The organism is Streptomyces sp. YGL11-2, from assembly GCF_050054615.1.
GTDB lineage: Bacteria > Actinomycetota > Actinomycetes > Streptomycetales > Streptomycetaceae > Streptomyces.
Map to the genome: position 1 here is coordinate 125,256 of NZ_JBNHIN010000009.1, position 13,981 is coordinate 139,236.

Consider the following 13,981-nt stretch of genomic DNA (forward strand, 5'->3'; position numbering starts at 1 on the left):
GTGCCCCGGAACCCGTGAGGTTCCGGGGCACGCCCCTGTGCTGTGTGCGCGGGGTGCGGGTCAGCCCGCCGCCGCGTCCGCCGCCCGGGCCTTGAGGGCCCGCTCGACGCCCGCGCGCGACTCCGTCACCAGGCGGCGCAGCGCCGGGCTCGGGTCGGCCGCGGCCAGCCAGGCGTCCGTGGCGTCCAGCGTCTCCTGGGAGACCTGGAGGGACGGGTAGAGGCCCACCACGATCTGCTGGGCCATCTCGTGGCTGCGGGAGTCCCAGACGCCCTTCACGGCGTCGAAGTACTTCGCCGTGTACGGCGCCAGCAGCTCCCGCTGGTCGGTCTGCACGAAGCCGGCGATGACGGCCTCCTGGACGGCGTTCGGCAGCCGGTCGGACTCCACCACCGAGGCCCAGGCTTCGGCCTTCGCCTCCGCCGTCGGACGCGCCGCGCGGGCGGTCGCCGCGTGCCGCTCGCCCGCCGAGGTCTTGTCCCGCTCCAGCTCCGCGGCGATCGCCTTCTCGTCCGCCCGGCCGGTGGCCGCCAGCCGCTCCAGCAGCGACCAGCGCAGCTCGGTGTCCACGGCCAGCCCGGCGATCTCCTGCGTGCCGTCCAGCAGCCCCTGGAGCAGGTCCAGTTGGGCGTCGGTACGCGCCGACGCGGCCAGCGCGCGGGCCCAGGCCAGCTGGTGGTCACTGCCCGGGGCCGCCGCCCGCAGCTGCGCGAGCGCGGCCTCGGTCCAGGTCGCCAGCCCGCTCTCGCACCATTCCGGCGCCGCGTACAGGTCGACCGCCAGCTTCACCTGGCGGTGCAGGGACTGGACGACGCCGATGTCGCTCTCCTTGCCGACCCCGGACAGCACCAGCGAGAGGTAGTCGCGGGTGGGGAGTTCGGCGTCCCGGGTCATGTCCCAGGCCGACGCCCACGACAGGGCCCGCGGCAGCGACTCGGTGAAGTCGCCCAGGTGCTCGGTGACGACCTTCAGCGACTGCTCGTCCAGCCGCACCTTCGCGTACGACAGGTCGCCGTCGTTGAGCAGGATCACGTCCGGCCGCGGCGTGCCCTTCGGGTACGGGACCTCGGTCAGCTCGCCGTCCACGTCCAGCTCGACGCCGCCGGTGCGGACGAGCCCGCCGTCCTGGAGGTCGTAGTAGCCGATCGCGATCCGGTGCGGGCGCAGCACCGCCTCGCCGGTGGCCCCGGCGGGCAGCGCGGGCGCCTCCTGCCGTACCGCGAACGAGGCGACGGTGCCGTCCGCGGCCAGCTCGATCTCCGGCCGCAGGATGTTGATGCCGGCCGTCTCCAGCCACTTCTTCGACCAGGTCTTCAGGTCCCGGCCGCTGGTCTCCTCCAGCGCCCCGAGCAGGTCGCTCAGCCGCGTGTTGCCGAAGGCGTGCGCCTTGAAGTACGCCTGCACGCCCTTGAAGAACTCGTCCATGCCGACGTAGGCCACCAGCTGCTTGAGGACGCTGGCGCCCTTGGCGTAGGTGATGCCGTCGAAGTTGACCAGGACGTCGTCCAGGTCGCGGATCTCCGCCATGATCGGGTGGGTGGACGGCAGCTGGTCCTGCCGGTAGGCCCACGTCTTCATGGAGTTGGCGAACGTGGTCCAGGAGTGCGGCCACTTGCTGCCCGGCGCGTACGCCTGGCAGGCGATCGAGGTGTACGTGGCGAACGACTCGTTCAGCCACAGGTCGTTCCACCACTCCATGGTGACCAGGTCGCCGAACCACATGTGCGCCAGCTCGTGCAGGATCGTCTCCGCGCGCACCTCGTACGCCGCGTCGGTCACCTTCGAGCGGAAGACGTACTGGTCGCGGATGGTGACCGCGCCGGCGTTCTCCATCGCCCCGGCGTTGAACTCCGGCACGAAGAGCTGGTCGTACTTCGCGAACGGGTAGTCGTAGTCGAACTTCTCCTGGAACCAGTCGAACCCCTGCCGGGTGACCGCGAAGATCTCCTCCGCGTCCAGGTGCTCGGCCAGCGACGGCCGGCAGTAGATCCCCAGCGGCACGGAGCGCCCGTCCGCGCCCTCCCAGGTGCTGTGCACGCTGTGGTACGGGCCGGCGATCAGCGCCGTGATGTACGTGGAGATCCGCGGCGTGGGCGCGAACCGCCACACGTTGTCGGCGGGTTCGGGCGTCGGAGAGTTGGAGATCACCGTCCAGCCCTGCGGCGCCGTGACGGTGAACCGGAACGTCCCCTTGAGGTCCGGCTGCTCGAAGCTGGCGAACACCCGCCGGGCGTCCGGCACCTCGAACTGCGTGTAGAGGTACGCCTGCTGGTCCACCGGGTCGACGAACCGGTGCAGCCCCTCACCGCTGTTGGTGTACGCGCAGTCCGCGACGACCGTCAGCTCGTTGCCGCCGGCCCGCAGACCCGGCAGCGCGATCCGGGAGTCCTTGAAGACCTCGGCCACGTCCAGCGCCGCGCCGTTGAGCACCACTTCGCGCACGGTCGGGGCGGCCAGGTCGATGAACGACTCCGCGCCTTCCTCGGCGGCCTCGAACCGCACCGTGGTAACGGACCGGAACGTGCCCCCCTCCTGCGCACCGCTCAGGTCCAGATCGATCTCGTACGCGTCGACGGTGAGCAGCCGCGCCCGCTCCTGCGCCTCTTCGCGGGTCAGATTCGTGCCAGGCACCCGTGCCTCTCCTTCGCATTCGTCATCGCATCGGACTCTTCGGCCATCCTTCCACGCCGTGTCTGTCAGAGCCGGTGGGTAACGTGAGCGCAGAGGCAGTCGGACGGGTGAGGTGAGGGCCGTGGCGGTACTCGACCGGCTCTGGCGCGAGGTGGAAGCCCGGACGCACAGCGAGGGGTACGTCGTCGAGATCATCGGCGGAAAGGTGATCATCGATCCCTTCACCCGGGCCTGCACGCTCTACGAGGGCAGCGGCGCCGACGGTTACGCGAAGAGCACGCCGTTCGCCTACGGCGATGTCGTGGAGACGGACCTGGCGGACGGGCGCACGTTCGCCGTCGACACCAGCGGTTTCCCCGGCGAAACGGGTAGGTAGCGCCGACGGCGGCCGGTGCCCGTACGGAGTCGCTCCGTACGGGCACCGGCCGCCGAGGGATCCGGTCAGCCGCGCAGCTCGGCGGCGACCAGCTCGGCGATCTGGACGGCGTTCAGGGCCGCGCCCTTGCGGAGGTTGTCGTTGGAGACGAAGAGCGCGAGGCCGTTCTCGGCGGTCTCGTCGCGGCGGATGCGGCCGACGAACGACGCGTCCCGGCCCGCGGCCTGGAGGGGGGTGGGGACGTCGGAGAGCTCGACGCCGGGGGCGCCGGCCAGCAGCTCCTGGGCGCGGGCGGGCTCGATCGGACGGGCGAACCGGGCGTTGATCTGGAGCGAGTGGCCGGTGAAGACCGGGACCCGCACGCAGGTGCCGGACACCTTCAGCTCCGGGATGCCGAGGATCTTGCGGCTCTCGTTGCGGAGCTTCTGCTCCTCGTCGGTCTCGTTCAGGCCGTCGTCCACGACGGAGCCGGCCATCGGCAGGACGTTGAAGGCGATCGGGCGGACATAGGTGTCCGGGGCCGGGAACTCCACCGCGGAGCCGTCGTGGGTGAGCTTGGTGGCGTCCTGCTCGACGACCTTGCGGGTCTGGCCGTCCAGCTCCGCGACGCCGGCCAGGCCGCTGCCGGAGACCGCCTGGTAGGTGGCGACGACGAGCGAGACCAGCCCGGCCTCCTCGTGCAGCGGGCGCAGCACCGGCATGGCGGCCATGGTGGTGCAGTTCGGGTTGGCGATGATGCCCTTGGGGCGGTCCCCGATCGCCTGCGGGTTGACCTCGGCGACGACCAGCGGGACCTCGGGGTCGCGGCGCCAGGCCGAGGAGTTGTCGATCACGACCGGGCCGGCGTCGGCGACCTTCTCCGCGAGCGCCTTCGAGGTGGCGCCGCCGGCCGAGAAGAGCACGATGTCGAGTCCGGAGTAGTCCGCGGTGGCCGCGTCCTCCACGGTGATCTCGGTGCCCTGCCAGGGCAGCGTCCGTCCGGCGGACCGGGCCGAAGCGAACAGCCGCAGCTGCTCGACCGGGAAGTTGCGCTCGGCGAGAATGCGCCGCATCACGCCGCCGACCTGTCCGGTGGCTCCGACGATACCGATCCTCATGGGACTCCTTCTTTCTTACCTGGCCGTCCGGCCCGGCTCCGGGTGTCTGCGAGGGGACACCTGCTCAGTGGCGCTCCCATCATGTGTGTGAGACCCGTCGCCTTGTCCAATCCGTTCCAGTGGATGGAGCCGCGGGCCGGCGGGCCCCGCACGGGGTGTCGCGCACGGTCGCCGAGCGGCGCCGGAGGGTGACATCCGCAGCTCCGCGGCGCCGCAGTCAGCGCGGCAGGACCACCACATACGCCTGCGGTTCCCGGTCCAGCGCCGCCATCAGGGCGGTACGGACCACCGTCGCCAGTTGCTCGGGCGCGTCGCGCAGCAGCCGCGGCAGGCAGCGCACGACCGTGATGCCCAGCTGTTCCAGCGCTTCGCGGTGCTCGTCGTACGGGGTGTTCACCGGGTCGACGGTGGGGCGCGGGGCGCGGGTGTCGATCTCCAGGGCCACCCCGTGCTCGGGCCAGTACGCGTCCACGCCGCCCAGGTGCGGGCCGCCCGGCAGCCGCAGATCGACGTTCCAGAAGGGGTCGGGCAGGCCGTGGGCGCGGACCATCCCGTAGAGCCGCTGCTCAGCCAGCGCGCGGCCCTCGGCGAGCAGGGTGTCCACCGCGTCCACCACGTGCGGCCGGTGCAGCAGCCGGGCCCGGCTCAGCTCCCGGACGACCGCGGGCGCCTCGCAGTGGCCGCCGCGGACCGCCTCGGCGAGCAGCCGACGGACCAGGCAGGCGTCGGTCAGCCCGGCGACCGCGTCGGCCAGCGCGCGCTGGACGGGCGCGGTGGGCACTCCGGTGACCACCTGGGGGAGCGGCAGGTCGGCGCCCCGGACGAGCTGCGTGAATCCGGCCGAGCGCAGCCGCCGGGACCGGGTGACCAGCACCTCGATCCGCTCCAGGGACAGCAGCGGGGGAGCGGCGGTGAAGCCGTACAGGGCGAGCGCCGCCAGCCCGGTGATCATCGGTTCCGGCGCGGACGGCTGCGTGCCGCCCTGGCCGGGCACCGTCGGGCCGCGGTGCCGGGCGTAGAGCAGCGCCGCGTGCAGCCGCTCCTCGCTGGTGGGCGGCCCCTGGTGCAGCAGGTACACGCCGGGGAGCAGCTGCTGCCAGGGGCCGCCGGGCCGGCACCGGGCGGCGGTCTCCGCGGCCGGGACGCCGTGCTCCCGTAGCTGACGCACCGTCAATACCCGGCGGTGGACGTGGGAGAGGTGGCGGAGGGGGAGGGGGGAGAGCGGGGTGTCGTGGTTCATGCCAGGGCGATTCCCGGCGCCGCTCCGCCCCCTAACCGCTGTTACCCGCCTGTGGCACAAGCGGGACAATAATGCCCTCAAGTACGGGCGTTCGACTGCCGATACCAGCTGGTCGGGGGGAGGGTTACGGCCGCCGCCCGGCCGCCTCGTCACAAGCCTGTGCGCGCAGCGCCCGGGCCAGATCGTCCCGCTCCTCCAGCACCAGCCGGCGCAGCGCGGGCGCCGCCTGGTCGTGCTCGGCCAGCCAGGCGTCCGCGGCGTCCAGCGTGGCCCGGTCCACCTGCCAGGACGGGAACAGCCCGCGCACCACGGACATCGCGATCTCGATGGACCGCTCCCGCCAGATCCGCTCGATCGCGGCGAAGTAGCGCGCGGTGTACGGCGCCAGCAGCTCCCGCTGCCCCGGCTGCGCGAAACCGCTGAGGGTCGCCTCCACCAGCGCGTTGGAGAGGGTGTCGGACTCCACCACGTCCGCCCAACCCTGCGCCTTGACCTCGGCCGCGGGGCGGGCGGCCAGGCAGCGCACCTGGTGGCGCTTGCCGGAGGCGGTGTCGTCGCGGGCGAGCTCGGCGGCGATCACCGACTCGTCGGCGACCCCGTGTGCGGCCAGCGGCAGCAGGAACGCCCAGCGCAGCTCCTGGTCCACGTCCAGCCCGTCGATCTTCGCGGTGCCGTCCAGCAGCCCGGTCAGCAGCTGGAGGTCGGCCGGCGTGGTGGCGACCGCGGCGAAGTGCCGCGCCCAGCTGAGCTGGTGGCCGCTGCCCGGGTCGGCCACCCGCAGCTCGCGCAGCGCGCCCTCGGACAGTGCCCGGGCGGCGCTCTCGTGGTGTTCCGGCGCGGTGTAGTGCTCCAGTGCCGTCTCCGCCTGGCCGTGCACGGACTGCAGTACGCCGATCACGGTCTCGGCGCCGCCGAACCGCCGCACCAGGTCCAGGAAGTCGCGGGCCGGCATCAGCCCGTCCCGGGTCAGCCCCCACAGCGCGGCCCAGCACAGCGCCCGGGCGAGGGGGTCCCGCAGATCGCCGAGCCGGGCCCGCAGGGTGGCCAGCGACCCCTCGTCGAACCGGATCTTGCAGTACGTCAGGTCCTCGTCGTTGACCAGGACCAGCTCGGGCCGCTCGGCGCCGGCCAGCTCCGGCACGGACGTGCGCTGCCCGGCGACGTCCACCTCGGCGCGGGCGTACCGCACCAGCGCGGAGTCCGCGTCGAGGCGGCGGTAGAGGCCCACCGCGACCCGGTGCGGCCGGAGTTCGGGGTGCTGCTCGCTCGCCTCCTGGACGATCGCCAGCTCGGTGATCCGGTCCTGGGAGTCGTAAGTGACCTGCGGGGTGAGGGAGTTGACGCCCGCGGTCTCCAGCCAGGCGCGCGACCAGGCCGTCAGGTCCCGCCCGGAGGTCTCCTCCAGCACCGACAGCAGGTCCGTCAGCCGGGTGTTGCCGTAGGCGTGCCGCTTGAAGTACCGCCGCGCGCCCTCCAGGAACGCGTCCTGCCCCACGTACGCCACCAGTTGCTTGAGCACGCTCGCGCCCTTGGCGTAGGTGATGCCGTCGAAGTTCAGCTTGGCGTCCTCCAGGTCCCGGATGTCGGCCGTGACCGGGTGGGTGGAGGGCAGCTGGTCGGCCCGGTAGGCCCAGGACTTGCGGCGGTTGGCGAAGGTGATCCAGCCGTCCGTGAAGCGGGTCGCGCCCACCTGCGCGAAGCTGCCCATGAAGTCCGCGTAGGACTCCTTGAGCCACAGGTCGTCCCACCAGTGCATGGTGACCAGGTCGCCGAACCACATGTGCGCCATCTCGTGCAGGATGACGTTGGCCCGGCGCTCGTAGGACGCCTCGGTCACCTTCCCGCGGAAGACGAACTCCTCGCGGAAGGTGACGCAGCCCGGGTTCTCCATCGCGCCGAGGTTGTACTCGGGGACGAACGCCTGGTCGTACTTCCCGAAGGGGTAGGGGAAGTCGAAGTGGTCGTGGAAGAAGTCCAGGCCCTGCTTGGTGACGGTGAAGATGTCGTCCGCGTCGAAGTGCCGGGCCAGCCCCTTGCGGCACAGCGCGCCGAGCGGGATCTCCAGCTCGCCGCCGTCCTTGAAGGTGCGGCGGTAGGTGTCGGTGACGTAGTGGTACGGCCCGGCGACGACGGCGGTGATGTACGTCGAGATCGGCTGGGTGGTCGCGAAGCGGTGTGTCCCGTCCTTGGCGGCGCGGTCCTGGGCGCCGTTGCCGAGCACCAGCCAGCCCTCGGGCGCGGTGACCTCGAAGGTGAACGGGGCCTTCAGGTCGGGCTGTTCGAAGTTGGCGAAGACCCGGCGCGCGTCGGCGGGCTCGTACTGGGTGTAGAGGTAGACCTCGCCGTCCTCGGGGTCGACGAAGCGGTGCAGGCCCTCGCCGGTCCGGCTGTAGGCGCAGTCCGCGTCGACCACCAGGGTGTTCTCGGCGGCGAGGCCGTCCAGCGCGATCCGGCTGCCGTCGAAGACCGCGGCCGGTTCCAGCTCCCGGCCGTTGAGGGTGACCGAGCGGACCGAGGGGGCCAGGAGGTCCGCGAAGGACGAGGCGCCGGGCTCGGCGCACCGGAAGCGGATGGTCGTGCGGGAGCGGAAGGTGGCGGCCTCCGCGCCCCGGGTGACCGCTGAGCGGACATCCAGCGCGACGTCGTAACCGTCGACGTTCAGCAGCCGGCCCCGCTCACGTGCCTCGTCCCGCGTCAGATTCTCACCTGGCACGACGTGCCTCCCTCGCCCTCGTCACGAATATCGAACACTGGGAATCATGGCACGGCGACCGGCGGTTGAACCGTCCACGGAAGAACGCTGCACAGCCTTTCAAAGGAGACCCCGTGTCCGAGACCGCCAAGACCCCGGCAGACTTCTGGTTCGACCCGCTGTGCCCCTGGGCCTGGATGACCTCCCGCTGGATGCTGGAGGTGGAGAAGGTCCGTCCGGTGGAGGTGCGCTGGCATGTGATGAGCCTGGCCGTCCTCAACGAGAACAAACTCGACACGCTCCCTGAGGAGTACGCGGCGAACATGCGCCCCGGCGGCAAGTCCTGGGGCCCGGTCCGCGTGGTGACCGCAGCGCAGCAGCTGCACGGCGACGAGGCCGTCGGCACGCTCTACACCGCGATGGGCAACCGCTTCCACAACGCGGGCGAGGGCGTGAACCGCGAGTCGATCGCGGGTGCGCTCGCCGACGCCGGCCTGCCCGCCGACCTGATCGACTATGCCGACAAGGACACCTACGACGCGGAGCTGCGCGCCTCCCACAAGGCGGGCATCGACCTGGTCGGCCAGGAGGTCGGCACCCCGGTCATCGCCGTCCCCGGCTCCGACGGCGACCAGATCGCCTTCTTCGGCCCGGTCGTCACCCCCGCCCCCAAGGGCGAAGAGGCCGCCAAGCTCTGGGACGGCACGCTGATGGTGGCGTCGATCCCGGGTTTCTACGAGATCAAGCGGACGCGGACGCAGGGCCCGATCTTCGACTGAGCTCCCACCGGTCTCTGGCTGGCCGGCACCGGGCGCAGCGCGCACGAAGCCCCCGCGACTCATGTCTTCGCGGGGGCTTCGCTCTCTTCCGCCTGCCGGGTGAACGGTGAGAAGACGATCACGAGGCAGGGCGTCTGTAACGTCGTTACGGCGCCAGCAGCAGGTTGTTGGCGCGCTCCTTCGCGGATGCGTAGCGCTTGGCGACGTCCTGCCAGTTGACGACGTTCCACATGGCTTCGATGAAGTCGACCTTCTGGTTCTTGTACTGGAGGTAGAAGGCGTGCTCCCAGGCGTCGAAGACGAGGAGGGGCACGGAGCCCTGGCCGACGTTGCCCTGGTGGTCGTAGATCTGCTCGACGATGAGGCGGCCGGTGACCGGCTCGTAGGCCAGGACGCCCCAGCCGGAGCCCTGGGTGGTCGCCGATGCCTTGGAGAGCTGGGTCTTGAACTTGGCGAACGAGCCGAAGCTCTCGGCGATGGCGTCGGCCAGCTCGCCCACGCCGTCCTTCTCCAGCGGCTCGCCGCCGCCGTCACCGGTCATGTTGTGCCAGTAGATGCTGTGCAGGATGTGGCCGGAGAGGTGGAACGCCAGGTTCTTCTCCAGGCCGTTGACGCTGCCCCACTGGTCCTTGTCGCGGGCCTCGGCCAGCTGCTCCAGGGTGTCGTTGGCGCCCTTCACATACGCGGCGTGGTGCTTGTCGTGGTGCAGCTCGATGATCTCCGGGCTGATGACCGGAGCCAGCGCCGCGTAGTCGTAGGGGAGTTCCGGAAGTGTGTAGGTCGCCATGCCGATCCCGCCTCCAAGCTGCGTAAATGCAGTAGTTGCAAATAATGTGCAAGAGCACGCTATCAGCAGGAGTGATCACCGGACGGGGGTGCCGCCGGCCTGGTCCCAAAGACGGAGGCGGGGGGGGGGGGGGGGGGGGGGGGGNAGCTGCGTAAATGCAGTAGTTGCAAATAATGTGCAAGAGCACGCTATCAGCAGGAGTGATCACCGGACGGGGGTGCCGCCGGCCTGGTCCCAAAGACGGAGGCGGGGCGGGACCTCGGAAGGAGGTCCCGCCCCGCCTCACGGGGTCCGGAAGGAGAACTACCGGTTGCGCAGCGCCCGTTGCCGCAGCAGCCCGATCACCGTCAGCACCACGCCGAAGCCGCCGGTGAACAGCAGCTGGATCCGCTGGTTGTCGTCGCGCAGCATCAGGACCAGCACCGCCACGATGCCGGCCAGCGCCACCCAGGTCAGCGCCGGGAAGGCCCACATCTTGACCACCAGCCTCTCCGGCGCCTCGCGCTCCAGCCGCCGCCGCATCCGCAGCTGGGCGACCGCGATGAAGCCCCAGACCACCAGGACGGCCGCGCCGACCATGTTCAGCAGCCACTGGAAGAGCGTGGTGGGCCACAGGAAGCTGAAGAGCACCGCGATGAACCCGAAGGCCGAGCAGAGCAGCACCGCCCGGCGCGGCACCCCGCCGCTGACCTTCCCGAGGAAGGCCGGGCCCTGGCCGCGGGAGATGAGGGAGTAGGCCATCCGCGACGCGCCGTAGATGTTGGCGTTCACCGCGGAGAGCAGCGCGACCAGGATGACCGCGTTCATGATCTGGCCGGCCGCCGGGATCTTCAGGTAGTCCAGCACCGCCACGTACGGGCCGCTCTTGGCGATGGACGGCGCGCTCCACGGTATGACCGTGACGATGACCGCCATCGAGCCGACGTAGAAGAGGGCGATCCGCCACATCGCGGTGCGCACCGCGCGGGCCACCCCGCGCACCGGGTCCTTGGACTCGGCGGCGGCGATGGTCACCGTCTCCAGGCCGCCGTAGGCGAAGACCGACGCCAGCAGACCGACCATCAGGCCGTCGACGCCCTTGGGCAGGAAGCCGCCGTCGCCGGTGAGGTGCGAGGTGCCGGGAGCCGAGGTGCCGGGCAGCAGGCCGAGGATGGCCAGCACGCCCAGGATCAGGAAGATGCCGATCGCGGCGACCTTCAGGGTGGCGAACCAGAACTCGAACTCACCGAAGTTGCCGACCGCCGCCAGGTTCGTCCCGGTGAAGATCACCATGAATAGCAGCACCCACATCCACGGCTGGGTGGACGGGAACCACTGGTGCATCACGTCCGCGGCACCCAGCGCCTCGGCGGCCACCGCCACACACAGCAGCGCGGTGAACATCCAGCCCACGGTGAAGCCGGCCCACGAGCCGATGGAGCGCTCGGCGTGCACCGAGAAGGAGCCGGACGCCGGATTGGCCGCGGCCATCTCGCCGAGCATCCGCATGATCAGCATGACCAGCGCGCCGGAGACGGCGTACGCCAGCACGATCGACGGGCCGGCCGCCGCGATGCCCGCGCGGGAGCCGACGAACAGCCCGGCCCCGATCACGCCGCCGAGGGCGATCATCGAAAGGTGGCGCTGCTTGAGGCCGTTGGACAGCGAGCCGCCGTCCTGGCCGGCGCCCTGGACCGCGTCGGCCCGCTCGCGGCCGGCCGCGGCGGACGAGGGTGTCCGATTCATGTCGTACCTGTCCCAGTAGTTGAGATGCGGAGCGGGCGGAACTGCGGTCTCCCGGGGCCGCGGACGGCTCACAACCGGGGTCCTCGGCAAAGCTGGCCCAGTTTGAGTGCCGGTGTCCGCTCAGGGCAACAGGCATGCAGCGATTGTTCGGTATTCAGACGGGATCGTGACCATGCGTGCCTGATAGATCGTCGAATGCCGCGAATGTGACGTGTGTCTCATGTGCGCCAGGGGTCGCCACGCGCGCCCCCGGGGGAGCGCCGCGGCGGCCCGGACGCCGCCGGCTCAGTCCCGTACGCGGCGGTCCCGCAGCTCCCGTATACCGGCCACCACCAGCACCGCCGCGGTCGCCCCGGCCGACCACAGCAGCTGCGGCCGGGCCGCGTCGTCGGTGAGCATCAGCACGATCACGGCCGCCATCCCCGCCATCGCCAGCCACGTCAGATAGGGGAACGCCCACATCCGCAGGGCGAGCTTCTCCGGTGCCTCCCGCTCGATGCGAGGCCGGAGCCGGAGTTGGGAGACGGCGATCAGCCCCCAGACGAACAGCAGCACCGCACCGACCGCGTTGAGCATGTAGAGGAAGACCGAATCCGGCCACCGGAGATTCAGCAGGACGGACACGAAGCCGAACGCCACCGACGCCAGCACCGCCCGCCGCGGCACCCCGCCGCCACTCTCGGCTTCGCCCGAGCGGGGGGACCCCCGTCCCGACACCTTCAGCAGCCCGCGCGGCGCCTCGCCGCGCTCGGCCAGCGAGAACACCATCCGCGACGCACCGTAGAGATTGGCGTTCAGCGCCGAGAGCAGCGCCACGAACACCACGATGTTCATGATCTGCCCGGCGCCCGGTACCCCGATGTGGTCCAGCACCATCACGTACGGGCTCGTGCCCGGCCGCATCGACGACCAGGGCAGCACGGTCACGATGACCAGCATCGAGCCCACGTAGAAGAAGAGGATCCGCCACACCGCGCTGCGCACCGCCCGGCCCACCGCCCGCGCCGGGTCGTCCGACTCGGCCGCCGCGATGGTGACCACCTCCAGCCCGCCGAAGGCGAACACCACCGCGAGGACGCCGGAGACCACCCCGCCCCAGCCGTGCGGCAGGAAGCCGCCCTGCCCGGTGAGGTTGGCCAGCCCGACGGGGTGGGTGTCCGGCAACACCCCGAAGACCGCCAGCAGGCTCAGCGCCAGGAACAGCACGATCGCGGTGACCTTCAGCGCCGCGAACCAGAACTCGAACTCCCCGAAGTTCTTCACCGAGGCCAGGTTGGCGGCGGTGAAGACGAGCATGAAGACCAGCACCCAGCCCCACTGCGGCACCGCCGGCACCCAGCCGTGCGCGATCTGCGCCGCCCCGGTGGCCTCCACGGCGAGCACCACCACCAGCAGGAACCAGTACAGCCAGCCGACGCTGAACCCGGCCCAGCGCCCCAGCGCCCGCTCCGCGTGCACCGAGAACGCCCCCGACGCCGGCATGGCCGCCGACATCTCCCCGAGCATCCGCATGATCAGCATCGCCAGCGCGCCGGCGATCAGATACGACAGCACGATGCCCGGCCCGGCCACCGAGATCCCCGCCCCGGAGCCCACGAACAGCCCCGCGCCGATCACCCCGCCCAGCCCCAGCATCGTCAGATGGCGCTGCTTGAGCCCCGTGGACAGCGGCTCTTTCCCGACCGGAGGCGGTGCGTCGTGCATGGTGCGTACTCTCGCGACAGGGCGGCCGGGCCGCCGACGGCTTTGGGGGAACTCCACAGGTCACCGCGGGTCGCCGCCCAGTGTCACCGCCCGCCCCGCGCTACCACAAAACCGGCGCCCGCTCGCCAACCCGGCCGTGATGAGCATCACGTGACCTGCAAAGACGCCCCGCGACCCGGCAACGCCCGGCATTCTGGCGGATGTTCGGAAGTCTCCAAGCGGGCCGGTACGGCTTTGTCGGTGCCACACGATGATCGCCAACGGCCCGCTGGACTACCGTCATCGCGTCCCGACCGTCCCGCATCCCTCACCCCGCGGAGTACCGATGAGCACAGCAGCACCCGCCCTCAACCCAGGTGCGGTTCTCGCCGACCTGCTGCCGGCCGCCACCGCCACCCGCGCCCGCGTCCGCGACGCCGCGCTGGTCGTCGGCGGCGCCGCCCTCACCGGTGTCGCAGCCCAGATCGCCGTGCCGATCCCCGGCTCCCCGGTCCCGGTCACCGGCCAGACCTTCGCCGCCCTCCTGGTCGGCGCCTCCCTCGGGGCCGGCCGCGGTCTGCTCTCGCTCGCGCTGTACGCCATCGCGGGCGTCGCCGGGATGCCGTGGTTCGCGGGCGGCGCCTCGGGCGCGGGCGGTGCCACCTTCGGCTACGTCCTCGGCATGCTGCTCGCCGCCACCGCCGTGGGCGCGCTGGCCCGCCGCGGCGGCGACCGCGGGGTGCTGCGCACCGCCGGCACCATGGCCGCGGGCAACGCCCTCATCTACGCGACAGGCGTCCCCTTCCTCGCTTTCAGCACGGGGATGCCCCTCGGCAAGGCCGTCGCCGTCGGCATGGTGCCGTTCCTCCTCGGCGACGCCCTCAAGATCGCCCTGGCTATGGGCGCCCTGCCGGCCGCCTGGAAGCTGGCCGGCCGCCGCGGCTGACGCACCGCGCACGGCGGGGCCCGCA

The 13,981-nt window shown here is 71.5% G+C and carries 10 protein-coding genes; 3 read left to right on the top strand and 7 right to left on the bottom strand.

Annotation, left to right across the window (positions count from 1 at the left end; translation table 11 throughout):
• Window positions 1–60 precede the first annotated feature (60 nt).
• Window positions 61–2,631 (bottom strand): aminopeptidase N, encoded by a 2,571-nt coding sequence (gene pepN, locus ACO1BR_RS13070; RefSeq protein WP_426795228.1) that lies wholly within the window; start codon window positions 2,629–2,631, stop codon window positions 61–63.
• 121 nt (window positions 2,632–2,752) lie between these two features.
• Between pepN (ACO1BR_RS13070) and ACO1BR_RS13075 the strand changes: the two genes are divergently transcribed.
• Window positions 2,753–3,007: a hypothetical protein gene (locus ACO1BR_RS13075; RefSeq protein WP_426795229.1), complete on the top strand. Its 255-nt coding sequence runs from the start codon at window positions 2,753–2,755 to the stop codon at window positions 3,005–3,007.
• Between the two features lie 65 nt (window positions 3,008–3,072).
• Here the strand turns inward: ACO1BR_RS13075 and ACO1BR_RS13080 are convergent, their stop codons facing one another.
• From ACO1BR_RS13080 to pepN (ACO1BR_RS13090), 3 genes are all read right to left on the bottom strand, one after another.
• On the bottom strand, window positions 3,073–4,104 hold the full coding sequence (locus ACO1BR_RS13080; RefSeq protein WP_426795230.1) for an aspartate-semialdehyde dehydrogenase: 1,032 nt from the start codon (window positions 4,102–4,104) through the stop codon (window positions 3,073–3,075).
• A 217-nt stretch (window positions 4,105–4,321) separates the two neighbouring features.
• The gene (locus ACO1BR_RS13085) at window positions 4,322–5,344 is read right to left on the bottom strand and encodes a hypothetical protein (RefSeq protein WP_426795231.1); all 1,023 of its coding nucleotides are present in this window, start codon (window positions 5,342–5,344) and stop codon (window positions 4,322–4,324) included.
• A 124-nt stretch (window positions 5,345–5,468) separates the two neighbouring features.
• A complete protein-coding gene (pepN, locus tag ACO1BR_RS13090; RefSeq protein ID WP_426795232.1) occupies window positions 5,469–8,057 on the bottom strand; it encodes an aminopeptidase N in 2,589 nt (862 codons plus the stop codon).
• 113 nt (window positions 8,058–8,170) lie between these two features.
• Between pepN (ACO1BR_RS13090) and ACO1BR_RS13095 the strand changes: the two genes are divergently transcribed.
• Entirely contained in the window at window positions 8,171–8,815 is a 645-nt protein-coding gene (locus tag ACO1BR_RS13095) for a DsbA family protein (protein ID WP_426795233.1), read from the top strand.
• 145 nt (window positions 8,816–8,960) lie between these two features.
• Here ACO1BR_RS13095 and ACO1BR_RS13100 read toward each other — a convergent pair whose 3' ends face one another.
• From ACO1BR_RS13100 to ACO1BR_RS13110, 3 genes are all read right to left on the bottom strand, one after another.
• Complete coding sequence (locus ACO1BR_RS13100) at window positions 8,961–9,602, bottom strand: superoxide dismutase (RefSeq protein WP_426795234.1); 642 nt, start codon at window positions 9,600–9,602, stop codon at window positions 8,961–8,963.
• 303 nt (window positions 9,603–9,905) lie between these two features.
• Complete coding sequence (locus ACO1BR_RS13105; protein ID WP_426795235.1) at window positions 9,906–11,327, bottom strand: amino acid permease; 1,422 nt, start codon at window positions 11,325–11,327, stop codon at window positions 9,906–9,908.
• A gap of 285 nt (window positions 11,328–11,612) precedes the next feature.
• On the bottom strand, window positions 11,613–13,031 hold the full coding sequence (locus tag ACO1BR_RS13110) for an amino acid permease (protein ID WP_426795236.1): 1,419 nt from the start codon (window positions 13,029–13,031) through the stop codon (window positions 11,613–11,615).
• A 325-nt stretch (window positions 13,032–13,356) separates the two neighbouring features.
• Between ACO1BR_RS13110 and ACO1BR_RS13115 the strand changes: the two genes are divergently transcribed.
• Window positions 13,357–13,956 carry a biotin transporter BioY gene (locus tag ACO1BR_RS13115; protein WP_426795237.1) on the top strand — a complete coding sequence of 200 codons (600 nt, stop codon included), beginning with the start codon at window positions 13,357–13,359 and terminating at the stop codon, window positions 13,954–13,956.
• Window positions 13,957–13,981 lie beyond the last annotated feature (25 nt).